Source organism: Staphylococcus sp. HMSC36A10 (genome assembly GCF_001838845.1).
Classification (GTDB): domain Bacteria; phylum Bacillota; class Bacilli; order Staphylococcales; family Staphylococcaceae; genus Staphylococcus; species Staphylococcus aureus.
Genome location: NZ_KV839106.1, coordinates 18,564 through 41,280, shown reverse-complemented (window position 1 = coordinate 41,280; position 22,717 = coordinate 18,564). Strand labels below are relative to the sequence as shown.

27 protein-coding genes are annotated in these 22,717 nt (G+C 34.5%); 20 read left to right on the top strand and 7 right to left on the bottom strand.

What is annotated here, in order from left to right:
- From HMPREF3247_RS07270 to HMPREF3247_RS07255, 4 genes are all read left to right on the top strand, one after another.
- A partial coding sequence (locus HMPREF3247_RS07270) for a tandem-type lipoprotein (protein ID WP_070866218.1) occupies positions 1 to 655 on the top strand: 655 nt, incomplete at its 5' end.
- Positions 645 to 1,970, top strand: coding sequence for a membrane protein (locus tag HMPREF3247_RS07265; RefSeq protein ID WP_000653711.1), 1,326 nt, complete (start codon positions 645 to 647; stop codon positions 1,968 to 1,970). The genes HMPREF3247_RS07270 and HMPREF3247_RS07265, both read left to right, overlap by 11 nt.
- Entirely contained in the window at positions 1,967 to 2,290 is a 324-nt protein-coding gene (locus HMPREF3247_RS07260; protein ID WP_000971498.1) for a hypothetical protein, read from the top strand. Before HMPREF3247_RS07265 ends, HMPREF3247_RS07260 begins: the two co-directional genes overlap by 4 nt.
- A gap of 18 nt (positions 2,291 to 2,308) precedes the next feature.
- The gene (locus tag HMPREF3247_RS07255) at positions 2,309 to 2,623 is read left to right on the top strand and encodes a hypothetical protein (RefSeq protein ID WP_000172545.1); all 315 of its coding nucleotides are present in this window, start codon (positions 2,309 to 2,311) and stop codon (positions 2,621 to 2,623) included.
- 283 nt (positions 2,624 to 2,906) lie between these two features.
- Here HMPREF3247_RS07255 and HMPREF3247_RS07250 read toward each other — a convergent pair whose 3' ends face one another.
- Entirely contained in the window at positions 2,907 to 3,167 is a 261-nt protein-coding gene (locus HMPREF3247_RS07250) for a hypothetical protein (protein ID WP_072419840.1), read from the bottom strand.
- A 131-nt stretch (positions 3,168 to 3,298) separates the two neighbouring features.
- Between HMPREF3247_RS07250 and HMPREF3247_RS07245 the strand changes: the two genes are divergently transcribed.
- Complete coding sequence (locus tag HMPREF3247_RS07245; protein WP_001062985.1) at positions 3,299 to 4,501, top strand: GTP-binding protein; 1,203 nt, start codon at positions 3,299 to 3,301, stop codon at positions 4,499 to 4,501.
- Between the two features lie 656 nt (positions 4,502 to 5,157).
- Here HMPREF3247_RS07245 and HMPREF3247_RS14730 read toward each other — a convergent pair.
- The 4 genes from HMPREF3247_RS14730 to HMPREF3247_RS14720 all read right to left on the bottom strand — a co-directional run bounded on the left by HMPREF3247_RS14730 (position 5,158) and on the right by HMPREF3247_RS14720 (position 5,566).
- A complete protein-coding gene (locus tag HMPREF3247_RS14730) occupies positions 5,158 to 5,220 on the bottom strand; it encodes a phenol-soluble modulin PSM-alpha-4 (protein WP_014532416.1) in 63 nt (20 codons plus the stop codon).
- 63 nt (positions 5,221 to 5,283) lie between these two features.
- Positions 5,284 to 5,352, bottom strand: coding sequence for a phenol-soluble modulin PSM-alpha-3 (locus tag HMPREF3247_RS14380; protein WP_014373779.1), 69 nt, complete (start codon positions 5,350 to 5,352; stop codon positions 5,284 to 5,286).
- A gap of 51 nt (positions 5,353 to 5,403) precedes the next feature.
- On the bottom strand, positions 5,404 to 5,469 hold the full coding sequence (locus HMPREF3247_RS14725) for a phenol-soluble modulin PSM-alpha-2 (RefSeq protein ID WP_014373780.1): 66 nt from the start codon (positions 5,467 to 5,469) through the stop codon (positions 5,404 to 5,406).
- 31 nt (positions 5,470 to 5,500) lie between these two features.
- The gene (locus HMPREF3247_RS14720; RefSeq protein WP_014373781.1) at positions 5,501 to 5,566 is read right to left on the bottom strand and encodes a phenol-soluble modulin PSM-alpha-1; all 66 of its coding nucleotides are present in this window, start codon (positions 5,564 to 5,566) and stop codon (positions 5,501 to 5,503) included.
- Positions 5,567 to 6,085: 519 nt separating this feature from the next.
- Here HMPREF3247_RS14720 and HMPREF3247_RS07235 point away from each other — a divergent pair.
- From HMPREF3247_RS07235 to HMPREF3247_RS07225, 3 genes are all read left to right on the top strand, one after another.
- Entirely contained in the window at positions 6,086 to 7,570 is a 1,485-nt protein-coding gene (locus HMPREF3247_RS07235; RefSeq protein WP_000948299.1) for an NADH dehydrogenase subunit 5, read from the top strand.
- A 12-nt stretch (positions 7,571 to 7,582) separates the two neighbouring features.
- Positions 7,583 to 10,288: a DUF2309 domain-containing protein gene (locus HMPREF3247_RS07230; protein ID WP_000211536.1), complete on the top strand. Its 2,706-nt coding sequence runs from the start codon at positions 7,583 to 7,585 to the stop codon at positions 10,286 to 10,288.
- A 161-nt stretch (positions 10,289 to 10,449) separates the two neighbouring features.
- Complete coding sequence (locus HMPREF3247_RS07225) at positions 10,450 to 10,812, top strand: Na-translocating system protein MpsC family protein (protein ID WP_000831495.1); 363 nt, start codon at positions 10,450 to 10,452, stop codon at positions 10,810 to 10,812.
- A gap of 228 nt (positions 10,813 to 11,040) precedes the next feature.
- On the opposite strand, the gene HMPREF3247_RS14375 is transcribed toward HMPREF3247_RS07225, so the two are convergent.
- A complete protein-coding gene (locus HMPREF3247_RS14375; protein ID WP_001789536.1) occupies positions 11,041 to 11,457 on the bottom strand; it encodes a hypothetical protein in 417 nt (138 codons plus the stop codon).
- Positions 11,458 to 11,494: 37 nt separating this feature from the next.
- Here HMPREF3247_RS14375 and HMPREF3247_RS07215 point away from each other — a divergent pair, with 37 nt between their 5' ends.
- From HMPREF3247_RS07215 to aaa, 10 genes are all read left to right on the top strand, one after another.
- The gene (locus HMPREF3247_RS07215) at positions 11,495 to 12,169 is read left to right on the top strand and encodes a phosphatase PAP2 family protein (RefSeq protein ID WP_000565820.1); all 675 of its coding nucleotides are present in this window, start codon (positions 11,495 to 11,497) and stop codon (positions 12,167 to 12,169) included.
- Between the two features lie 36 nt (positions 12,170 to 12,205).
- A complete protein-coding gene (locus HMPREF3247_RS07210; protein ID WP_001220807.1) occupies positions 12,206 to 12,940 on the top strand; it encodes an alpha/beta hydrolase in 735 nt (244 codons plus the stop codon).
- A gap of 177 nt (positions 12,941 to 13,117) precedes the next feature.
- On the top strand, positions 13,118 to 13,231 hold the full coding sequence (locus tag HMPREF3247_RS07205; protein ID WP_000510434.1) for a hypothetical protein: 114 nt from the start codon (positions 13,118 to 13,120) through the stop codon (positions 13,229 to 13,231).
- A 164-nt stretch (positions 13,232 to 13,395) separates the two neighbouring features.
- Entirely contained in the window at positions 13,396 to 14,733 is a 1,338-nt protein-coding gene (locus HMPREF3247_RS07200) for a sodium-dependent transporter (protein WP_000828730.1), read from the top strand.
- Between the two features lie 216 nt (positions 14,734 to 14,949).
- Positions 14,950 to 15,855 (top strand): PLP-dependent cysteine synthase family protein, encoded by a 906-nt coding sequence (locus tag HMPREF3247_RS07195; protein ID WP_000634098.1) that lies wholly within the window; start codon positions 14,950 to 14,952, stop codon positions 15,853 to 15,855.
- Positions 15,848 to 16,990 (top strand): bifunctional cystathionine gamma-lyase/homocysteine desulfhydrase, encoded by a 1,143-nt coding sequence (locus HMPREF3247_RS07190; protein WP_001036648.1) that lies wholly within the window; start codon positions 15,848 to 15,850, stop codon positions 16,988 to 16,990. Before HMPREF3247_RS07195 ends, HMPREF3247_RS07190 begins: the two co-directional genes overlap by 8 nt.
- Before the next feature lie 296 nt (positions 16,991 to 17,286).
- Positions 17,287 to 18,312: a methionine ABC transporter ATP-binding protein gene (locus HMPREF3247_RS07185; RefSeq protein WP_000569289.1), complete on the top strand. Its 1,026-nt coding sequence runs from the start codon at positions 17,287 to 17,289 to the stop codon at positions 18,310 to 18,312.
- Positions 18,313 to 18,315: 3 nt separating this feature from the next.
- Positions 18,316 to 18,975 (top strand): methionine ABC transporter permease, encoded by a 660-nt coding sequence (locus HMPREF3247_RS07180; protein WP_000467991.1) that lies wholly within the window; start codon positions 18,316 to 18,318, stop codon positions 18,973 to 18,975.
- Between the two features lie 36 nt (positions 18,976 to 19,011).
- The gene (gene gmpC, locus HMPREF3247_RS07175; RefSeq protein ID WP_000825528.1) at positions 19,012 to 19,854 is read left to right on the top strand and encodes a dipeptide ABC transporter glycylmethionine-binding lipoprotein; all 843 of its coding nucleotides are present in this window, start codon (positions 19,012 to 19,014) and stop codon (positions 19,852 to 19,854) included.
- Positions 19,855 to 20,185: 331 nt separating this feature from the next.
- On the top strand, positions 20,186 to 21,190 hold the full coding sequence (gene aaa, locus HMPREF3247_RS07170; protein WP_001170264.1) for an autolysin/adhesin Aaa: 1,005 nt from the start codon (positions 20,186 to 20,188) through the stop codon (positions 21,188 to 21,190).
- 184 nt (positions 21,191 to 21,374) lie between these two features.
- Here the strand turns inward: aaa and HMPREF3247_RS07165 are convergent, their stop codons facing one another.
- Entirely contained in the window at positions 21,375 to 21,644 is a 270-nt protein-coding gene (locus HMPREF3247_RS07165; RefSeq protein WP_001129473.1) for a hypothetical protein, read from the bottom strand.
- Between the two features lie 148 nt (positions 21,645 to 21,792).
- Here HMPREF3247_RS07165 and HMPREF3247_RS07160 point away from each other — a divergent pair, with 148 nt between their 5' ends.
- Together HMPREF3247_RS07160 and HMPREF3247_RS07155 are read left to right on the top strand one after the other, a co-directional pair.
- Positions 21,793 to 22,188 carry an NUDIX hydrolase gene (locus tag HMPREF3247_RS07160; RefSeq protein ID WP_000588530.1) on the top strand — a complete coding sequence of 132 codons (396 nt, stop codon included), beginning with the start codon at positions 21,793 to 21,795 and terminating at the stop codon, positions 22,186 to 22,188.
- Positions 22,178 to 22,663 (top strand): GNAT family N-acetyltransferase, encoded by a 486-nt coding sequence (locus HMPREF3247_RS07155; RefSeq protein WP_000183668.1) that lies wholly within the window; start codon positions 22,178 to 22,180, stop codon positions 22,661 to 22,663. Before HMPREF3247_RS07160 ends, HMPREF3247_RS07155 begins: the two co-directional genes overlap by 11 nt.
- The last annotated feature ends 54 nt before the right edge of the window (positions 22,664 to 22,717 follow it).

Below are 22,717 nucleotides of genomic sequence, written 5' to 3'. Positions count from 1 at the left end.
GTTAGATATGTATCCAATTAAGAATCTCGAGGATCTATATGACAAAGAAGGATATCGAGATGGTGAGTTTAAAAAAGGTGATAAAGGTATGTGGACGATATATACAGATTTTGCCAAAAGTAATAAAGCAGACGAATTAAGTAATGAAGGTATGGTCTTATACTTAGATAGAAATACACGGACAGCAAAGGGACATTATTTTGTTAAGACATTTTATGAAAAGGATAAATTCCCAGATAGAAAAAAATATAAAGTTGAAATGAAAAATAATAAAATTATCTTATTAGACAAGGTAGAAGATCCAAAACTAAAAAAGAGAATAGAAAACTTTAAATTTTTCGGACAATATGCAAACCTTAAAGAATTGAAAAATTACAACAATGGTGATGTCTCAATTAATGAGAATGTTCCAAGTTATGACGCAAAATTTAAAATGAGCAATAAAGATGAAAATGTTAAGCAATTAAGAAGTCGTTATAATATTCCTACTGATAAAGCACCGGTATTAAAAATGCATATTGATGGTAATTTGAAAGGAAGTTCTGTGGGTTATAAAAAGTTGGAAATTGACTTTTCAAAAGGTGAAAAAAGCGATTTGTCAGTAATAGATTCATTAAATTTCCAGCCGGCGAAGGTGGATGAAGATGAAAGATAAATACAAAATAGATCCAGGACCTATTAAATATAATACTGAGGAAACTACAGCTATTTCTAAAATAAGTTATGAAATTGAAAATGCGAAATTATATGGAATTAAAAGTAAAACAATAGGTAGACAAATAGATCAATTAAAAGAAGCGAAAAAATTCCCTTCTAATCTTGAATATGTTGATAGTTATACTGATTCTCTTAATGGAGTAACAACTTCTGCTTTTTTAAATAAAGATACAGGCAAAGTAACTCTTGGGATGACTGGGACTAATATACAAGGCGAAGCCTTTAAAAAGTTAAAAGAAGGTGAATTTTCAAGACAAAATTTTACCAATGCTTTGGAAACAGTTAAAGATGGATATGCAGATCTTAAAATATTATATTCTCCTGCATCTGATCAAAACTATAGATATGCGAATACGCAAGAATTTATAAATAAAATAAAAAGTAAGTATGATATTGATTTTATTACTGGACATTCACTAGGTGGAAGAGATGCGGTAGTTCTAGGAATGAGTAATGGTATTCCGAACATTGTGGTTTATAATCCAGCTCCTATTTCTATAACTAGTTTGAATCCTAATTCCCCAGATGGAAAACGATTGTTAGAGTTATATAAAAATTATAAAGGTAATATTACTAGGTTTGTTGCAGAAAATGATGCATTGACAGAAAATCTGAAGAAATATAAGCATTATGTTTTTTTCGGTAATGATAAAGTCTTTAAAAATGGTAAAGGTCATGAAATGGAAGGCTTTCTGACCGAAGAAGAACAAAAAGCTATAAAAAAAGAACTTAAAAAACTACAAGGTTATGCAGAAGAAAATAATAAGTCATTTGTAAAGCATTCAAATAATGCTATCTCTAAATTAGCTAGTATAGAATTACTTAGAGCAAATATGATGACTACAAATGGAGGAGGATTATCTTCTTCGCAGCAAAAAGTTTTAGAAAGTTTAACAGCTTTAACAATTGCGCAGTCATTCAGTCAACTGATAGACGATGAAATTAATCAAATCAAAAAAATGTATAATGAAAAGAAAAAGAAATTTGGAAAAAATTGGGAAGACGCTCAAAAAGCTGGAAAAGCTGTAGGTGAAGATTTGAGTGTAAATGGAGTTCTCAATGCTTTAGATGAAGGTCAAGTGAATGAAAGTAGTATGGTAAGAGAACCTGAACAAATGATATCTGCAAAAGAAAGACAACTTTCAACGATAGGGTCTTCTGTATCAAATTATATTATGAGAGTTAGACTCAGTATTAATGAAATCGTTGATAAAGATCAAGTGCTTGCATCACAAATAGGTGGATTACTATGATGTTTAATCAAATTAATAATAAAAATGAATTAGAAGAATCATATGAATCTGAGAAAAAACGTATAGAGAATGAACTGCAAAATTTAAATGAACTTAGGCATAGAACTCGAAAAGAAAATGAACGTAGTTATGATGTTTTTCAATATTTGAAACACGAAATGAATTATAGTGAAGATGCACAAAGGAAAATGACGAGAAATATAGAAGCGTATGAGCAAGAAATCAATGAGATAATTAGAAAGCAAGAATGGAAATTAGAAGAATATAAAGAAGACTTAAAAAAGTCTTATGAAAAGCAGTTAGATAAACTAAGTGACTGATAATTTGGAGGAGATTAAATGACTCTAATAGAACCAGATATGACCTTAAGAATGCCAGATATAAGTACTACAGTAGAAACACTTAATCTCATATCTAAAATGAATGCTCAAAAAGAAAACATTCGTTCAGTTGTTGCACCTGAACATAAGCATAAATATAAAGATATTGAAAATGGATTAAAAGGTGAAGAAAAAGTATTAATTGAACAAATGGCGCATCATTGCGAGGCTTTTAAAGCTAATTTTAAAGGCGCGGCTCAAGGAGATTGGGTTAAAAGTGCCATGTCTGAGATAGACAGCATTAAGGATGACCTGAAAAAAATTAATAGCTAAACTACATATCGTACTACTAAATAAAGCGACCAATGTTCAGTGTATTCACAACTGACACTAGGCCGCTTCTTTTTATTTTATTCCCATGTGAAGTAATTCGAACTGAATCGAAATATCACACTTACAATTGTAAAAACACAACTTAAATTACTGTCCCGCATTAAACATATCCAAATTCCAAACAGCAACAACAAAATCCTCAAGTACCAAAAGCTATGACCTCTTTATCAAAATCAACGCAAGTCAAACTCTCTCGAACTATCCGCCATAAATCATCCTCACCTTACAAACCATAAAGCGCTGCAGTTAAGTATTGAATGGCATAGCCAATTGAAATGAAAATAGCAATCGTTATAATAGCACTGCCAATGGTATATAAAGTATGTTTCGTAGATAATCCTTCAGTCTTTGAACCAAAAACACTGAGTAGAATAAATGTAATACCAATGATATATAAAACTAAAATGACAAATAGCATGTTTATACACCTCGATTCTCTCTCGTGAGATATATCTTTGTCTCCATTATAAAGTAAAGTGCTCAATAATTTAATTAAGTATACTATTTTTTTATTATCGAAGATTGCGAAAGAGGAAATGCTCCTATATAATGTAAAACGGAATTATTCCTATTTGCAAACGAACGAAACAAATAAATTGAAGTGAGGGTATATATATGGCTAAAATTCCAGTTACGGTATTAAGTGGTTATTTAGGCTCGGGGAAAACAACGTTGTTAAATCATATTTTACAAAATCGAGAAGGTCGACGTATTGCGGTAATTGTAAATGATATGAGTGAAGTCAATATCGATAAAGATCTTGTCGCAGATGGTGGGGGACTATCGCGCACAGACGAAAAATTAGTCGAACTTTCTAATGGTTGTATCTGTTGTACACTTAGAGACGATTTATTAAAAGAAGTTGAGCGTTTAGTGAAAAAAGGTGGCATCGATCAAATTGTTATTGAGTCAACAGGGATTTCAGAGCCAGTACCTGTTGCACAAACTTTCTCATATATTGATGATGAACTTGGCATTGATCTTACAGCGATTTGCCGTTTAGATACAATGGTTACAGTTGTGGATGCTAACCGCTTCGTACATGACATCAACTCAGAAGATTTATTGATGGATCGTGATCAAAGCGTTGATGAAACAGATGAGCGTTCGATTGCTGATTTATTAATTGACCAAGTTGAATTTTGTGATGTATTGATTATTAATAAAATTGATTTAATTAGTGAAGAAGAACTTGCGAAGTTAGAAAAAGTGTTAAGTGCATTGCAACCTACTGCTAAAATTATTAAGACAATAAATTCTGAAGTGGATTTAAAAGAAGTCTTAAATACGCAGCGTTTTGATTTTGAAAAAGCGAGCGAGTCAGCAGGATGGATCAAAGAACTTGAGTCTGGTGGGCATGCATCGCATACACCTGAAACAGAAGAATATGGTATATCATCGTTTGTATATAAACGTCGACTTCCTTTCCATGCTAAAAGGTTCAATGATTGGTTAGAAACCATGCCAAATAATGTCGTTCGATCAAAAGGTATCGTATGGCTAGCACAATACAATCACGTAGCATGTTTATTATCTCAAGCAGGGTCATCTTGCAATATTCATCCAGTTACATATTGGGTGGCTAGTATGTCTGAAGCACAACAAACGCAAATATTAGCAGAACGCCAAGACGTCGCAGCTGAATGGGATCCAGAATATGGCGATCGTCATACACAATTTGTCATTATTGGTACCGACTTAGATGAAGAAAAATTAACAAAAGAACTCGATGCATGCTTAGTCAATGCGCAAGAAATTGATGCAGATTGGCAACAATTTGAAGATCCATATCAATGGCAAATTAGACCAGCACGATAAGTTGAATGAAGTATAATCATTTTTAAATTGTGGCTTAATTGTTTGCAATTTATGACAATTAATAAAAAGTTAAGATGTTCTTAGGATCTTTTTGTTTTCAATCTATCTAAAGTGTGATAGTTTTGATAAAGCAGAAATTTGCATTTTATCCATAGGGCTAGGACATGTATATGTCTTAGTCCTTTTTATGTTTGCTTTGATGAAAAATGGCAAAACCATCGTACCAACTGTTAATTGAAGGTACAATCATTGTTTAACAGTCATAAAAATGAGTGAAGTAAATGCAGCTATCAATGTACTATTAACACTTACGGTCACACGAGTGTTTCAGTCTAAACGTGCAACGCAATTCTGCACGTGGCCAATATATCTTGGGATAGATTATGAAAATCATTAAGATTTCGTATGCCAAATCATGAATGTCTCAGACCTCGAGTATCAAACATAAAACACGCCACAAAAATATAACGCGTCAGACTACAAAGATCACGAATATTCCGTACGTCCCACCAAGAACATCCTATACAAAAAACCAAGACCATTTATTTGCAACAAACTAACAAGACTCACCTCACATCAATAAATCAACACAAAGCAAAGCCACCATCCCTATTGGTATAGTGGCCTGAGAATTTTAAGTATTCAATTCGCTTAAATTATTTTGCGAAAATGTCGATAATTGCTTTGATGATTTTAATGATAGTACCTACAATAGCCATCGTTTTGTCCTCCTGTATGTTGATTTAACATAGTGATGAGTTGTTGATCGTTAATGTTTGAGATTAGTTGTTACCTAAAAATTTACCAAGTAAATCTTTAAAGAATTTGAATAATTTTGCTACGAATTCCATGTGAATGGCCCCCTTCAAATAAGATGTTCATATCTATGAGATTTTTATAACTTACTTACCAGTGAATTTCTCAATTAATCCTTTAATGAATTTAATGATTCCTGCAATGATACCCATGTGAAAGACCTCCTTTGTTTGTTATGAAATCTTATTTACCAGTGAATTGTTCGATTAAGCTTTTGATAACTTTAATGATGCCAGCGATGATACCCATTAAGATTACCTCCTTTGCTTATGAGTTAACTTCATTGTACATAGTTATCTTGTGCGTAATTGATTTTTTTCCTAACTTGAATTGTTATGATCATAACTGCGAATTTTTTATTTTAAAAGGACGGGAAATACTGCCTAACTGTACAGGTGCATTTACAAAATCTTTACAATCATTGGTTTAATAGAGGTTAAGCTCATGAATTTGACATGAAGCAGAAATTTAATTATATTTTATGTTATAAGTTTAAAACGAATAACACGTTAGGTCTCGTCTAGGCAAAGCATATTTATGAAGATGAATTGAACAGACAGAAGTAACATTTTATATACATATGTGCATGGGAGCACGCTTAAAGAGAACAATGCAACAAGGTATATCAACGTACCGTGATGCAGTGTCTAGTTAAACTGAAACCTGCAATAGTAAATTTTCTGCCATTATGTACAGAATCTACTATTGTAGGTTTTTATTTTATACATAAGCAATTATGCGAGAGATTAGAAATAAGGAGGTTATGCAGTGTTAAGTTTTCAATTGCTATTTTCACTGTTTGTTATTGCGCTTATCATTGCATTGATAAGTGGCTTGTTGTTTTTAGCACCAGTTATGCCAATGAGATATATTAAATTACATTTATACATACTAGTCATGCCAGTATTATTTGCAGTCATTGGCTTTTTCGGTATTCATGGTCAACATGTCTTAGGTCCATTTAAAATAGATCGTTTATCTTGGTTATTAGCTGGCTTTGTAATGGCGCTTGGTTTTATTATTCAAAAGTTTTCAATGCGATATTTACTAGGTGATCATCATTATAGACATTACTTTCCATTGTTCACTGCGATTACGTCGTTTGCATCTTTAGCATGGATGTCTGAAGACTTAAGACTGATGGCACTCTGCTGGGGTATGACATTATTATGTTTAACATTGCTGATGAACGTTAATCGTTTTTGGAAAGTGCCACGTGAGTCTGCGAAATTATCAAGTATGACATTTTTATGTGGTTGGCTTGCATTCGTTGGAGCAATTGTAACTATTTATATTGCGACTGGCGAGTGGCGCGTGCCTCAACATATGTCTAATTCGACATGGTCATTGTTGACGAATGTACTACTTGTATTAGCTGTCATGATACCAGCAGCACAATTTCCATTTCATCGATGGTTGATTGAATCTGTAACAGCACCAACGCCAGTATCGGCAATTATGCATGCAGGAATTGTGAATGCAGGTGGTGTTATTCTAACTCGTTTTGCGCCGATATTTGATAATGGATTTGCGTTATCATTATTACTTATCCTTTCTAGTATTTCTGTATTGTTAGGATCGGGTATTAGCTTGGTTCAAGTGGATTACAAAAGACAGTTAGTCGGCTCTACGATGAGTCAAATGGGCTTTATGTTAGTTCAATGTGCATTGGGTGTATATTCAGCAGCGATTATTCATTTAATATTGCACGGTATTTTTAAAGCAACATTATTTTTACAATCAGGTTCTATCGTGAAGCGATTCAATATTCCAAAACAAGCATCTGCTAAAGACGCTTATGGCTGGATTGTCATGGGACGTGTATTAGCTATTATCGTGGCATTTCTATTTTGGATGAGTAGTGACAGAAGTGCATATGAAGTGTTAAGTGCACTCATTCTAGCATGGTCATTACTTGTATCTTGGAATCAGATGGTAGCCTTTAGTAAAGGGCGCATGGCACGTCTGGTTGGCATGATTTTGATTGCAATTGTGACATTTATCTACGTCATCACACACAATTATTTTTACGATGTATTACAAAATATAACAACACATGCGACAACGCCGCCTACAGTGAGTGTCATCATTAGTGTTGTCATTTTAATATTTGGTAGTTTATTAAGTATTTGGGTGGCGCGTCATCGATACTCTAAGGGTTTTGCGGTATTGTACGTGTGGTTAGTTAATCTAGGTGAAGCACGCTCGAAAGCGATAGAAAGTCATCCGAATTATTTGAAGAAGTATTTATAGGAGGTGAAAGGTATGACAACACAGTTAAATATCAATTCAGTCATTGAAAATGCGAAACGTGTTATTACACCATTATCACCGATTTCGATTTTTGCAGCACGAAATCCATGGGAAGGATTAGAAGCGGATACGTTTGAAGATGTTGCAAAATGGTTACGTGATGTTCGAGATGTGGATATTTTTCCAAATAAAGCATTAATAGAAAGTGCTGTGGCACGTGGTGAATTAGACGAAAGTGTCTTTAATCAACTTGTTACTGATATGTTACTTGAACATCACTACAATATCCCGCAACACTACATCAATCTTTATATTGATAACATTAAAACATTAAAAGACGTACCTGCATCATATATGAATCATTCAAATGTTGATGTTGTTGCTGATCTACTATTAGAAAAATCAAAACGTGATATGGCTGATTCATATCATCACTATGATGTACGTCCGATGAGTGATGCAATAATAGATGAACAAGGTGAGCCACTTAGCGAACAAGTGAATCGTCAAATGATTAAATGGACGAAACTTTATATCGATCAATTTCTATCGAGTTGGACAATGCCGAAGCGTGAGCAAAGTTTTTACCATGCATGGTTGCATTTAGCGCAACATGATCATAGTTTTACTAAAGCACAGCGCCAAGTGATTAAAGGCTTGCCCAATGATCCTAAAATGACGATAGAGTCAGTATTAACTCATTTTTCAATAGATCAGGAAGACTACCAAGCTTATGTTGAAGGACATCTTTTGGCGTTACCGGGTTGGGCAGGTATGTTGTATTACCGTTCACAACAGCATCACTTTGAACAACATTTGTTAACGGATTATTTGGCAATTCGGTTAGTTGTCGAACAATTGCTAGTTGGTGATGAGTTTAAGTCAGTCACTAAAGATTGTGAAAGTAGATCGGAAAATTGGTTTAAGCAAACTGTTGCATCATGGTGTTACTACAGTGATATGCCTAGCGATGTATTACTACAACATGACGTCAATGAAATTCAAACGTTTATTCATTTTGCAGCAACTATGAATAAAAATGTATTTAAAAATTTATGGCTAATTGCCTGGGAAATGACATACGAATCTCAGTTAAAACAAAAAATTAAAGCAGGTCATGAAAGTGTGGCGGGCGCATTAGATGTAAACCAAGTAAATGTCTCAGAAAATGATAACGCTAATCAGCCACATTCAGTATTATTAAATGACACACAAGCAGTTGATGAAAATAATAGCGAGCTAAATCAGGTGGGCACATCAACGAAAGCGCAAATTGCATTTTGTATAGATGTTCGTTCAGAACCATTTCGTAGACATATCGAAGCAGCAGGGCCCTTTGAAACGATTGGTATTGCAGGTTTCTTTGGATTACCTATTCAAAAAGATGCCGTAGACGAACAATTCAAACATGATTCATTACCTGTCATGGTACCGCCGGCATATCGCATTAAAGAATTTGCAGACCGCTACGATATGAATGTTTATCGACAACAGCAACAGACAATGTCATCGATGTTTTACACATTTAAATTGATGAAAAATAATGTTATGCCTAGTCTGTTATTGCCTGAATTAAGTGGGCCATTTTTAAGCTTGAGTACCATTGTCAATTCGATTATGCCTAGAAAAAGTCGCGCGTCTTTACAAAAAATAACACAAAAATGGTTGAAAAAGCCTGAAACAAAGTTAACGATTGATCGTGAGTTTGACCGAACATCAGACTTACCTGTTGGATTTACTGAGCAAGAGCAAATTGATTTCGCGTTACAAGCGTTGAAATTGATGGATTTAACCGAAGCATTTGCGCCGTTCGTTGTGTTAGCAGGTCATGCTAGTCATTCTCACAATAATCCACATCATGCATCACTTGAATGTGGGGCTTGTGGTGGCGCATCAAGCGGTTTTAATGCTAAGTTATTAGCGATGATATGTAATCGTCCAAATGTCAGACAAGGATTAAAACAATCAGGTGTGTATATTCCAGAGACAACTGTTTTTGCGGCAGCAGAACATCATACGTCTACTGATACGTTGGCATGGGTATATGTGCCAGACACATTATCTTCTATTGCTTTAGATGCATATGAATCATTGAATGACGCGATGCCGATGATTTCTGAACACGCGAATCGCGAACGTTTGGACAAACTGCCAACGATTGGTCGTGTGAATCATCCAGTGGAAGAAGCGCAGCGGTTTGCGAGTGATTGGAGTGAGGTACGTCCAGAATGGGGCTTGGCTAAAAATGCATCATTTATAATTGGACGACGCCAATTAACAAAAGGCATTGATTTAGAAGGGCGGACATTTTTACACAATTATGATTGGCGTAAAGATAAAGATGGCAAATTGTTAAATACTATCATTTCTGGTCCGGCGCTTGTGGCACAATGGATTAATTTACAATATTATGCGTCGACAGTTGCGCCGCATTTTTACGGAAGTGGGAATAAAGCGACACAAACCGTCACGTCAGGTGTTGGTGTCATGCAAGGTAATGCGAGTGATCTGATGTATGGCTTATCATGGCAATCTGTTATGGCTGCTGATCGAACGATGTATCATTCGCCAATTCGTTTGCTTGTCGTTGTTCAGGCACCCGACTATGTTGTAGCAAGACTACTCGCGAATAATGACCATTTCGCTAGGAAGGTGTCTAATCATTGGCTGCGTTTAATGAGCGTTAATGAGGAAGGGCGTTTTAAAAGTTGGATTTAACGATGATATGTTGCGATGCTAAGTAACTAATATATCATCATATCTACAATGTTCTAGCTTCTTAAAATATACTAAAAATGATAAACTTAATGTAATAGTTGATGTCGTGATAACGATACAAAGATGAAGTAATCAATTTTAATATTATTGGAGTTAGTGATATGAAAAGAACGAAAGGTGAAATCGAAGCTGAAATCAGTAAAGCCATTACGCAATGGGAAAAAGATTTCCTTGGCAGAGGTTCCTTGTCAGTTAAATCAGACATTTTAAGAGATATGGTGATTATTAGTTTACAAGGTATCTTAACGCCAGCAGAATATCGTGTGTGTAGTACGAATGAAGGATTACTAAATATTAAACGAACACGTTCTGAATTAGTTGAATCCGGTGAGCAAGATTTGAATGATATCATTTTTAAAATTACAGGTATCAAAGTGATGAGCTTCCATAGTGATTTAAGTACAGTTACAGGTGAACGTATTATCGTATTCAAACTTGAGGATAATTTGGAAAAGCATATTTAAGAAGGTTAGGTATGCTTTTGCTGGCTTATTAAAGCTATAGAAGTATGCTTGGTTAAACAGCGCAACGCCATATATTTGGGTGTGCTGTTTTTCTATTACATGATGTGTTTATTACGTGGATGAATGCGTGGGTCTGAATATAGCCCGTGAAAGGCGTATGTCATAAAATTTGCGAATGGTGACAAGTCGACGCAAGCATATTTGTTGCGAGACATGCCCACTATCCTTTTACATAAAGAGTATATGTGTGACGTAGGCATATAATCGATAAAGTATTCCTAAAAAATTAGGTATAATGACCATTGTTGCAATAAGTTTTTCGGCCTTGAAACCGATAACGCATAGTATAATAGGAATAAAATATAATACAAATATCCAGTAAATCAAATTTGAAAACGATGGATGAATAGGGGTAAAGAATCTAACTAATGTAATGATTAACGCTATATAGACAAAAATAACTCTATTGATACGCCTTACCCCCTCTGTATAATAAATATAGATCGTACTAAATTGAAAATAGCAAAATATTGTTATTTCAATTATACAATGTTTTATTTGCAATATACATAACAATATGAACTTTATAATTTTGATATTGTCGGTAAAGTGAAATTTGTGGCACATTGATATTATGGATAACATTTGTAAAATGAAAATGATGATACGAGGAGATTGTAAGATGATAGATAAAAAATTAACATCACCGAAAATGACAGTGCCTTTATTTTTAATCGCGCTGATTGTATTTATAGGTATGTTTTACAGTGTAGTGACAAATCAAGAATGGCTTAAAAATATAGATATGGGATCATTAACATGGTTTACAGATTATTTCGGTGAGCCACAACGTCAGTATGTTAACAATTTATTTAATTACTATATGACGTTTAGTGCGGAAATTGGAGATGTCAAAGGTGTCGTGTTGATTTCCATTATCGTCACAATCATACTGTTTATTAAACAGAGGCATTTAGCGGTTTGGTTTGTGACATATTTGGTTTCAGGTGTCATCATGAACAAATTAATTAAAGATACTGTTTTACGTCCAAGACCATATAATCATTTAGCCGTTGATACAGGCTTTTCATTTCCAAGTGGACATTCCAACGCCAGCACATTATTATATTTCGCTTTAATGATCATAATTATTTCACTTGCTGCTAAGACAATAACAAAAGTGTTGAGTGCGCTAGTTATGGGAATATTATGGCTTAGCATATTATTTTGTCGCCTTTATTTTCATGCGCATTACTTTTCAGATGTCATTGGCGGCACGTCACTAGCAATCATTTGGGTAGCGTTATTCTTAATGGTATACCCATACTTTATTAATCATCGACGACAACGCGTTTAGCAAACATCTTTAGACATAGTGGAGGTATATAGAAAAATGAGAATTAAAACACCGAGTCCATCTTATTTAAAAGGCACAAATGGACATGCGATATTATTATTACATTCATTTACAGGTACAAATCGGGATGTGAAGCATCTTGCAGCTGAGTTAAATGACCAAGGATTTAGTTGTTATGCACCGAATTATCCAGGTCATGGCTTACTGTTGAAAGATTTCATGACATATAATGTAGATGATTGGTGGGAAGAAGTTGAGAAAGCTTACCAATTTTTAGTCAATGAAGGTTATGAATCTATCAGTGCAACGGGTGTGTCTTTAGGTGGATTAATGACATTAAAATTGGCGCAACACTATCCTTTGAAACGTATCGCTGTCATGTCAGCACCAAAGGAAAAGAGTGACGATGGTTTAATAGAACATTTAGTTTATTATAGTCAACGCATGTCGGATATTTTAAATTTAGATCAGCAAGCATCGAGTGCGCAATTAGCAGCAATTGATGATTATGAAGGTGAAATTACGAAGTTTCAACATTTTATTGATGATATCATGACAAATTTAAATGTTATTAAAATGCCAGCTAATATATTATTTGGTGGTAAAGATGCGCCATCCTATGAAACAAGTGCACATTTTATTTATGAACATTTAGGATCAGTAGACAAAGAATTAAATGGTCTGAAGGATTCGCATCATTTAATGACGCATGGAGAAGGCAGAGATATTTTAGAAGAAAATGTTATTCGCTTTTTCAATGCTTTAACATAATTGAAGATTTTAAAAATTAACACTTGAGTGACGATGTTATTATATTTGTCATTTGAGTGTTTTTTGTGGCGTGATAGTATAGGGAACTTAGCTAAAGTTAATTTTTAGTGTGATGTCGTGGAAATATTATGGAGTTATACCAGAAGTTGATTTGTATTGTAATGTTGTGGGCATTTTATGGGCATTGCACCTGAAGTTGTTATGTGGCGAGATGTTGGGGATATAGATGGTGTTGTATGTGGCGAGATATTGGCGCACGTATACAGCGTTGAACCAGGAATTTTAATGTAGCGTAATGACAACACATTACAAGAGTTGACTATATTATGATAAATCCAGGCGCTACCGTATTAATGAAACAATTTTGATGCAGGTGTATTGCATGTTATTTACATACATGTTAGAGTGTTACTTAAACACGTAGACGCTTTAACGCTTTAAAGGAGATGTGAATGATGAAAAGACAACAATCACAATGGAAGTCATCAACTGGATTTATTTTAGCTAGTGCGGGTTCTGCAATCGGTCTTGGTGCCATGTGGAAATTCCCATATATGGCAGGGATTTATGGCGGCGGTGCCTTTCTAGCTATGTTCTTAATATTCACCATTTTTGTTGGGTTACCATTACTCATTATGGAATTCACTGTTGGGAAAATGGGACGGACATATACAACACAAATATATAGTAAATTAACTGGTAAAAAATGGCTCAATATCATTGGCTGGAACGGTAATTTGGCCGTGTTTATTTTATTTGGCTTCTATAGTGTTGTCGGTGGTTGGATTGTCATTTACATCGGACAAGTATTATGGCAATTAGTTATATTTCAACGCATCAATCATCTCCAAGAAATGAATTTTGAAGCGGTAATATCAAATCCTTGGTTAACTGTTCTAGGGCAAGGTATATTCATATTCGCTACGATGATTATTGTCATGTTAGGTGTTGAAAAAGGATTAGAAAAGGCATCGAAAGTTATGATGCCATTGCTGTTTGTCTTTTTAATCATCATTGTGATTAAGTCTTTAACATTAGATGGCGCCTTAGAAGGTGTGAAATTTATTTTACAACCAAGAGTGTCAGAGATTACTGCTGACGGTATCTTGTTTGCGCTAGGCCAATCATTCTTTACGTTATCATTAGGAACTACAGGTATGATTACTTATGCGAGTTATGCCTCTAAAGACATGACGATTAAGTCATCAGCTATTTCTATCGTTGTTATGAATATCTTTGTATCTGTATTGGCAGGTCTAGCTATATTTCCGGCGTTACATAGTTTTGGCTATGAACCACAAGAAGGGCCTGGATTATTATTTAAAGTACTGCCAATGGTCTTTAGTCAAATGCATCTAGGCACATTATTCTATTTGGGATTCTTAGTGCTGTTCTTATTTGCGGCTTTAACGTCATCTATTTCTTTATTAGAATTAAATGTTTCTAACTTCACGAAGAATGACAATACAAAACGTAAAAAAGTCGCAGTGATCGGTAGTATTTTAGTATTTATCATTAGTATTCCAGCAACCTTATCTTTTGGTATCTTAAAAGATGTAAGATTCGGTGCGGGAACGATTTTTGATAATATGGATTTCATCGTTTCGAATGTATTGATGCCATTAGGCGCATTAGGTACTACGCTTGTCGTAGGACAATTATTAGATAAAAAATTATTACAACAATATTTTGGTAAAGATCGATTTAGATTATTCAGTGGTTGGTATTACTTAATTAAGTATGCGATGCCTGTCGTTATTATTTTAGTCTTTATCGTGCAATTATTTAGTTAATATATAGAAGCATCTGACACACAAGTATTTGTGTTGCTCAGGTGTTTTTTTGTTTGGAATTGAAAAGTTAGTACTGGTTCTGAATTAATCGAAACTTAGATAATTGCAAAATAACAAAATGTCGTTTATAATTCTTATTTGAAAAGTAAGAATTAAAATTGAGACATGAAGAAAGGTTTCATTCATTTGATCGGCATGTCAGATGAGGGTGCATCTATGATTACTTATGATTTAATTGGCAATACACCATTAGTACTGTTAGAACATTATAGTGATGATAAAGTTAAAATTTATGCCAAGCTTGAACAATGGAATCCTGGAGGCAGTGTTAAAGACAGACTCGGGAAATATTTAGTAGAGAAGGCAATTCAAGAAGGGCGTGTGCGTGCAGGTCAAACTATTGTTGAAGCGACTGCTGGTAATACAGGCATAGGGTTAGCTATTGCAGCGAATAGACATCATTTAAAATGTAAGATCTTTGCGCCGTATGGTTTTTCAGAAGAAAAGATTAATATTATGATAGCGCTTGGTGCAGATGTTTCAAGGACGAGTCAGTCTGAAGGTATGCATGGGGCACAATTAGCTGCACGTTCCTATGCTGAAAAATATGGTGCCGTTTATATGAATCAATTTGAATCCGAACATAATCCGGATACATATTTTCATACATTGGGACCCGAATTGACTTCAGCATTACAGCAAATTGATTATTTTGTGGCTGGTATTGGCTCTGGCGGTACATTTACAGGTACCGCACGTTATTTAAAGCAACATCACGTGCAATGTTATGCCGTTGAGCCAGAAGGGTCCGTGTTAAATGGAGGGCCAGCTCATGCACATGACACTGAAGGTATCGGTTCTGAGAAATGGCCGATATTTTTAGAGAGACGTCTTGTAGATGGGATATTTACGATTAAAGATCAAGATGCCTTTCGAAATGTCAAAAGTTTGGCTATAAATGAAGGGTTGTTAGTAGGCAGTTCTTCAGGTGCAGCATTACAAGGTGCATTGAATTTAAAAGCGCAATTATCTGAAGGTACGATTGTTGTCGTATTTCCAGATGGTAGCGATCGATATATGTCTAAGCAAATATTTAATTATGAGGAGAATGATTATGAATAAGAAAACTAAATTAATTCACGGTGGACACACAACGGACGACTATACAGGTGCAGTTACTACACCAATTTATCAAACAAGTACATATTTACAAGATGATATTGGTGATTTACGTCAAGGATATGAATATTCTCGTACTGCGAATCCAACAAGAAGTTCTGTAGAAAGCGTTATTGCGGCATTAGAAAATGGCAAACATGGCTTTGCGTTTAGTTCAGGTGTTGCAGCTATCAGTGCAGTTGTTATGCTGTTGGACAAAGGTGATCATATTATTTTAAATTCAGATGTATACGGCGGTACTTATCGCGCATTGACAAAAGTATTTACACGATTTGGCATTGAAGTGGATTTTGTAGATACAACGCATACAGATTCAATTGTACAAGCGATACGCCCAACAACAAAGATGTTGTTTATTGAAACACCTTCTAATCCATTATTACGTGTTACTGACATTAAAAAGTCTGCTGAAATTGCGAAAGAACACGGTTTGATTTCAGTCGTTGATAACACATTTATGACACCTTATTATCAGAATCCATTAGATTTAGGCATCGATATTGTCTTGCATTCTGCAACGAAATATTTAGGTGGACATAGTGATGTCGTTGCTGGTTTAGTTGCAACATCGGATGACAAGCTTGCAGAACGTTTAGCATTTATTTCAAATTCAACAGGTGGCATTTTAGGACCTCAAGATAGCTATTTACTTGTGAGGGGTATTAAAACATTAGGTTTACGTATGGAACAAATTAATCGCAGTGTTATTGAAATTATTAAAATGTTACAAGCACATCCAGCTGTGCAACAAGTGTTCCATCCAAGTATTGAAAGTCATTTAAATCATGATGTCCATATGGCTCAAGCGGATGGCCATACAGGTGTGATTGCATTTGAAGTGAAAAATACAGAAAGTGCCAAACAATTGATTAAAGCAACATCGTATTACACATTAGCTGAAAGTTTAGGTGCAGTGGAAAGTTTAATTTCAGTACCTGCATTGATGACACATGCATCCATTCCAGCAGATATTCGAGCTAAAGAAGGTATTACAGACGGACTTGTAAGAATTTCTGTAGGTATTGAAGATACTGAAGATTTAGTCGATGATTTAAAACAAGCACTAGATACGTTATAAATAATAGCAGCACTGGCATATATTTTGAGTTCAACGTTTGTTGTTCTTGAATATGCTAGTGCTTTTTTTGTGCGATGTTAATCATTCGTGATTGAGTTATGGAGGTTTGGTGGACATTTGTATGGATTTAATTTGATAAATGTCATAGTAGTCTCACAATTCGTCATTGTCACATGAATTGCTTATTTTTTAATTTTTTAGAAAATTCGGCAAATTGTATTGACGATATATGCAATTTTACATATAATGCTTTTATTCCTAGTGGAATGATAAGAATTTGAAGGAGGGGGCTTTGCATGATTGAGTTTCGACAGGTAAGTAAGACCTTTAATAAAAAGAAGCAAAAAATAGATGCTTTGAAGGACGTATCATTTACGGTCAATCGCAATGATATTTTTGGTGTGATTGGATATAGTGGTGCAGGAAAAAGTACGTTGGTAAGACTCGTGAATCATCTTGAAGCTGCCTCGAATGGACAAGTGATTGTAGATGGACATGATATTACGAATTATAGCGATAAAATGATGAGGGATATTAAGAAAGATATCGGTATGATATTTCAGCATTTCAATTTATTAAATTCAGCTACCGTATTTAAAAATGTAGCAATGCCACTCATTTTAAGTAAGAAAAGCAAAACAGAAATTAAGCAACGAGTAACGGAAATGCTTGAATTTGTAGGATTGAGTGATAAAAAAGACCAATTTCCTGAAGAATTATCTGGTGGGCAGAAGCAAAGGGTGGCTATTGCAAGAGCGCTTGTTACTAATCCGAAAATACTCCTATGCGATGAAGCAACAAGCGCATTGGATCCAGCAACGACTGCTTCGATATTGACGTTATTAAAGAATGTCAATCAAACCTTTGGCATTACAATTATGATGATTACACATGAAATGCGCGTTATTAAAGACATTTGTAATCGTGTTGCTGTAATGGAAAAGGGTCAAGTGGTTGAAACAGGAACTGTTAAAGAGGTGTTTAGTCATCCTAAAACGACGATTGCTCAAAATTTTGTGTCTACAGTTATACAGACTGAGCCAAGTACATCATTGATTCGTCGATTGAATGACGAACAAGTTGGCGATTTTAAAGATTATAAAATCTTCGTCGAGGAAACTCAGGTGACACAACCGATTATAAATGACTTGATTCAAATTTGTGGCAGAGAGGTTAAAATTTTATTTTCATCTATGTCAGAAATACAAGGTAACACCGTATGTTATATGTGGCTTCGATTTAATATGGATCAACAATTTGATGACACGGCAATAAATCAATATTTCAAAGAGAAAAATATTCAATTTGAGGAGGTGCATTAACATATGTTTGGTTCTGATTTAGACAGTGCACAGTTATTACAAGCATTGTACGAAACGCTATATATGGTATCTATTGCTTTATTTTTAGGAGCAGTGATTGGTATTCCATTAGGTGTCTTATTGGTAATTACTCGAAAACAAGGCATATGGCCGAATATAGTGATACATCAAGTTTTAAATCCTATAATCAATATTTTAAGGTCACTACCATTTATTATTTTGTTAATTGCGATTGTACCATTCACAAAATTAGTAGTAGGTACTTCAATTGGTACGACTGCTGCCATCGTGCCTTTAACAGTATATGTGGCACCTTACATTGCAAGACTTGTTGAAAACTCATTATTAGAAGTAGACGAGGGGATTATTGAAGCGGCGAAAGCGATGGGCGCTTCACCACTACAAATCATTAGATATTTTTTAATTCCTGAAGCGTTAGGTTCATTAGTATTAGCAATTACCACTGCGATTATTGGACTTATTGGAAGTACGGCGATGGCAGGAGCTGTTGGCGGTGGTGGTATAGGAGACTTAGCTTTAGTGTATGGTTATCAAAGATTTGATACGACGGTCATTATTATTACCGTTATTGTATTAGTCATTATTGTCCAAGTGATTCAAACGCTAGGGAATGTCCTAGCTAGATTCATACGTAGACATTAATGATATATAGTGAAGATTTTGAAAGGAATTGATAGAATGAAAAGATTGATTGGGTTAGTTATCGTAGCACTTGTATTATTAGCAGCGTGTGGTAGTAACAATGATAAAAAAGTAACAATTGGTGTCGCATCAAATGACACTAAGGCTTGGGAGAAGGTTAAAGAATTAGCTAAAAAAGATGATATTGATGTGGAGATTAAGCACTTTTCCGATTACAATTTACCGAATAAAGCATTAAACGATGGTGATATTGATATGAATGCATTCCAACATTTCGCATTTTTAGATCAGTATAAGAAGGCACATAAAGGAACAAAGATTTCAGCATTGAGTACAACAGTTTTAGCACCGTTGGGCATTTACTCAGATAAAATTAAAGATGTCAAAAAGGTTAAAGATGGTGCTAAAGTTGTCATTCCAAATGATGTATCAAACCAAGCACGTGCACTTAAACTATTAGAAGCAGCTGGTTTAATAAAACTGAAAAAAGATTTCGGATTAGCAGGTACAGTGAAAGCTATAACGTCAAATCCAAAACATTTAAAAATTACTGCAGTAGATGCACAGCAAACTGCGCGTGCTTTATCTGATGTCGATATTGCAGTTATTAATAACGGTGTAGCAACTAAAGCGGGGAAAGACCCTAAAAATGATCCGATATTTTTAGAAAAATCAAATTCAGATGCTGTAAAGCCATATATTAATATTGTTGCAGTTAATGACAAAGACTTGGATAACAAAACATATGCTAAAATCGTAGAATTGTATCATTCAAAAGAAGCTCAAAAAGCGTTGCAGGAAGATGTCAAAGATGGAGAGAAACCTGTTAATTTATCTAAAGATGAGATTAAGGCAATAGAAACGTCATTAGCAAAATAAATTATATTGCGTCCTACAAGCAAAGTTCATGCTTATGTTTGTAGGGCGTTATTGTTGGAGAATAAAATTATTTCCAATAGAGAAAGGGATTGTAATCATTTTATAGTGAAATATTATGAAATTGTAATAATTTAGATATTGTAAAATCTAATAAGTTGTAATAATTTTAAGGGGTAATTATAAAATTTGATGATACAGTATATGATTTTTTTGTAATCATAATGTCATCAAACATCAACCTATTATACATAATAAAATCGTATAATGATGTAGTATTCATAAATTCGGATAAAAGAATGTTAGGAAAGTTAAGCAAGAGGAGGATTTTAAAGTGCAAAAAAAAGTAATTGCAGCTATTATTGGGACAAGCGCGATTAGCGCTGTTGCGGCAACTCAAGCAAATGCGGCTACAACTCACACAGTAAAACCGGGTGAATCAGTGTGGGCAATTTCAAATAAGTATGGGATTTCGATTGCTAAATTAAAGTCATTAAACAATTTAACATCTAATCTAATTTTCCCAAACCAAGTACTAAAAGTATCTGGCTCAAGTAATTCTACGAGTAATAGTAGCCGTCCATCAACGAACTCAGGTGGCGGATCATACTACACAGTACAAGCAGGCGACTCATTATCATTAATCGCATCAAAATATGGTACAACTTACCAAAACATTATGCGACTTAATGGTTTAAATAATTTCTTTATTTATCCAGGTCAAAAATTAAAAGTATCAGGTACTGCTAGCTCAAGTAACGCTGCGAGCAATAGTAGCCGTCCATCAACGAACTCAGGTGGCGGATCATACTATACAGTACAAGCAGGTGACTCATTGTCATTAATCGCATCAAAATATGGTACAACTTATCAAAAAATTATGAGCTTAAATGGCTTAAATAATTTCTTTATATATCCGGGTCAAAAATTGAAAGTAACTGGTAATGCATCTACGAACTCAGGATCTGCAACAACGACAAATAGAGGTTACAATACACCAGTATTCAGTCACCAAAACTTATATACATGGGGTCAATGTACATATCATGTATTTAATCGTCGTGCTGAAATTGGTAAAGGTATTAGTACTTATTGGTGGAATGCTAATAACTGGGATAACGCAGCGGCAGCAGATGGTTACACTATCGACAATAGACCTACTGTAGGTTCTATCGCTCAAACAGATGTAGGTTATTATGGTCATGTTATGTTTGTAGAACGTGTAAATAACGATGGTAGTATTTTAGTTTCAGAAATGAACTATTCAGCTGCACCAGGTATTTTAACTTACAGAACGGTACCAGCTTACCAAGTAAATAATTATAGATATATTCACTAAAGTCTTACGTATATAAATATATAATGAATTCCTATTACATTTCACAAGCTGAAAAGTTGGATTGAATCCTAAACTTTATGGCGGGGCTATCAAAGTCGTGATTGTTGTAATAGGAATTTTTGTATAAGAAAAAGGATTGGTCGAATGAACTTCATGTTCTATGTTCGACCAATCCTTTTCTGAATTAGTATTCATGCTTTACTTTGCGAATGCTTGTAAATAATCTAGCACCGTTTGTTATTAAAGTAACAACTGCCACTGCTTTTTTGAACTTACGTGGTGACTTAATTGAAATGTAAAAGTCTAACACGGTTCCTACAGTGCTTAAACCTAATGAAAGATATACTAATTTTTTATTTTTAGCATGATATTTATAGCCATTGTAGCCGTCGACTATGAAACCTGCGACATTTAGTAAACTTGATAAACGTTGTGATTTGGAACGTTTTGCCATAATAATAATTCCCCCTAGTATCTTCTGTTTATATGAAAAATTGGGTGCGCTGAATTGCTAACGTTTTGCGCTATAACTACTCATATATGATAACATAATTGTACAGTATAATTTTAAAAATTGATTTCACAAAGTTGGGGTGTCAAAGATGATTAAATGTGTCTGTTTAGTTGAAGAAACAGCTGATAAAATATTACTTGTTCAAGTAAGGAATCGCGAAAAGTATTATTTCCCAGGTGGTAAAATAGAAGAAGGGGAATCACGAGTACAAGCGCTGTTAAGAGAAGTAAAAGAAGAATTAAATTTAACATTAACAATGGATGAAATTGAATATATCGGGACAATTGTAGGTCCTGCATATCCACAACAGGATATGTTAACTGAGTTAAATGGATTTCGCGCATTAACCAAAATCGATTGGGAAAACGTAACTATCAATAATGAAATTACGGATATACGCTGGATTGATAAAGATAATGATGCGTTGATTGCGCCTGCTGTCAAAGTTTGGATTGAAACGTATGGTGGTAAACATGACAAATAATGACACCATCATGTTACGACATTATGTCCCACAAGATTATTCGATGTTAGAAGCTTTTCAATTAAGTGAAAGTGATTTGAAGTTTGTTAAAACGCCAGAGGAAAATATTACAGCTGCAATGTCTGATAATGAAAGGTATCCCATCGTTGTAATGGATGGCAGGCAATGTGTGGCCTTTTTTACATTACATCGTGGAAAAGGGGTCGCACCATTTAGCGATAACCAAGATGCAGTATTTTTCAGGTCATTTAGTGTTGATCAACGTTATCGTAATAGAGGAATAGGTAAAGTGGTAATGGAAAAATTGGCGTCATTTATCACTTCAACATTTCAGGATATTAATGAGATTGTGTTAACGGTTAATACTGACAATCCACATGCCATGGCACTTTATCGCCAACAAGGATATCAATATATGGGAGATAGTATGTTCATCGGAAGACCTGTTCATATTATGGCGTTAACTATAAAATAAATTAAATTTAAAAGCATCTTTACTCATCGTCGACCACAACAATTAATGATGAAT

Coding starts and splice junctions, on each gene's coding strand:
- HMPREF3247_RS07265 (WP_000653711.1), top strand. CDS start 645: ATGAAAGATAAATACAAAATAGATCCAGGACCTATTAAATATAATACT.
- HMPREF3247_RS07260 (WP_000971498.1), top strand. CDS start 1,967: ATGATGTTTAATCAAATTAATAATAAAAATGAATTAGAAGAATCATAT.
- HMPREF3247_RS07255 (WP_000172545.1), top strand. CDS start 2,309: ATGACTCTAATAGAACCAGATATGACCTTAAGAATGCCAGATATAAGT.
- HMPREF3247_RS07245 (WP_001062985.1), top strand. CDS start 3,299: ATGGCTAAAATTCCAGTTACGGTATTAAGTGGTTATTTAGGCTCGGGG.
- HMPREF3247_RS07230 (WP_000211536.1), top strand. CDS start 7,583: ATGACAACACAGTTAAATATCAATTCAGTCATTGAAAATGCGAAACGT.
- HMPREF3247_RS07225 (WP_000831495.1), top strand. CDS start 10,450: ATGAAAAGAACGAAAGGTGAAATCGAAGCTGAAATCAGTAAAGCCATT.
- HMPREF3247_RS14375 (WP_001789536.1), bottom strand. CDS start 11,457: ATGTTATCCATAATATCAATGTGCCACAAATTTCACTTTACCGACAAT.
- HMPREF3247_RS07215 (WP_000565820.1), top strand. CDS start 11,495: ATGATAGATAAAAAATTAACATCACCGAAAATGACAGTGCCTTTATTT.
- HMPREF3247_RS07210 (WP_001220807.1), top strand. CDS start 12,206: ATGAGAATTAAAACACCGAGTCCATCTTATTTAAAAGGCACAAATGGA.
- HMPREF3247_RS07205 (WP_000510434.1), top strand. CDS start 13,118: ATGGGCATTGCACCTGAAGTTGTTATGTGGCGAGATGTTGGGGATATA.
- HMPREF3247_RS07200 (WP_000828730.1), top strand. CDS start 13,396: ATGAAAAGACAACAATCACAATGGAAGTCATCAACTGGATTTATTTTA.
- HMPREF3247_RS07195 (WP_000634098.1), top strand. CDS start 14,950: ATGATTACTTATGATTTAATTGGCAATACACCATTAGTACTGTTAGAA.
- HMPREF3247_RS07190 (WP_001036648.1), top strand. CDS start 15,848: ATGAATAAGAAAACTAAATTAATTCACGGTGGACACACAACGGACGAC.
- HMPREF3247_RS07185 (WP_000569289.1), top strand. CDS start 17,287: ATGATTGAGTTTCGACAGGTAAGTAAGACCTTTAATAAAAAGAAGCAA.
- HMPREF3247_RS07180 (WP_000467991.1), top strand. CDS start 18,316: ATGTTTGGTTCTGATTTAGACAGTGCACAGTTATTACAAGCATTGTAC.
- gmpC (WP_000825528.1), top strand. CDS start 19,012: ATGAAAAGATTGATTGGGTTAGTTATCGTAGCACTTGTATTATTAGCA.
- HMPREF3247_RS07165 (WP_001129473.1), bottom strand. CDS start 21,644: ATGGCAAAACGTTCCAAATCACAACGTTTATCAAGTTTACTAAATGTC.
- HMPREF3247_RS07160 (WP_000588530.1), top strand. CDS start 21,793: ATGATTAAATGTGTCTGTTTAGTTGAAGAAACAGCTGATAAAATATTA.
- HMPREF3247_RS07155 (WP_000183668.1), top strand. CDS start 22,178: ATGACAAATAATGACACCATCATGTTACGACATTATGTCCCACAAGAT.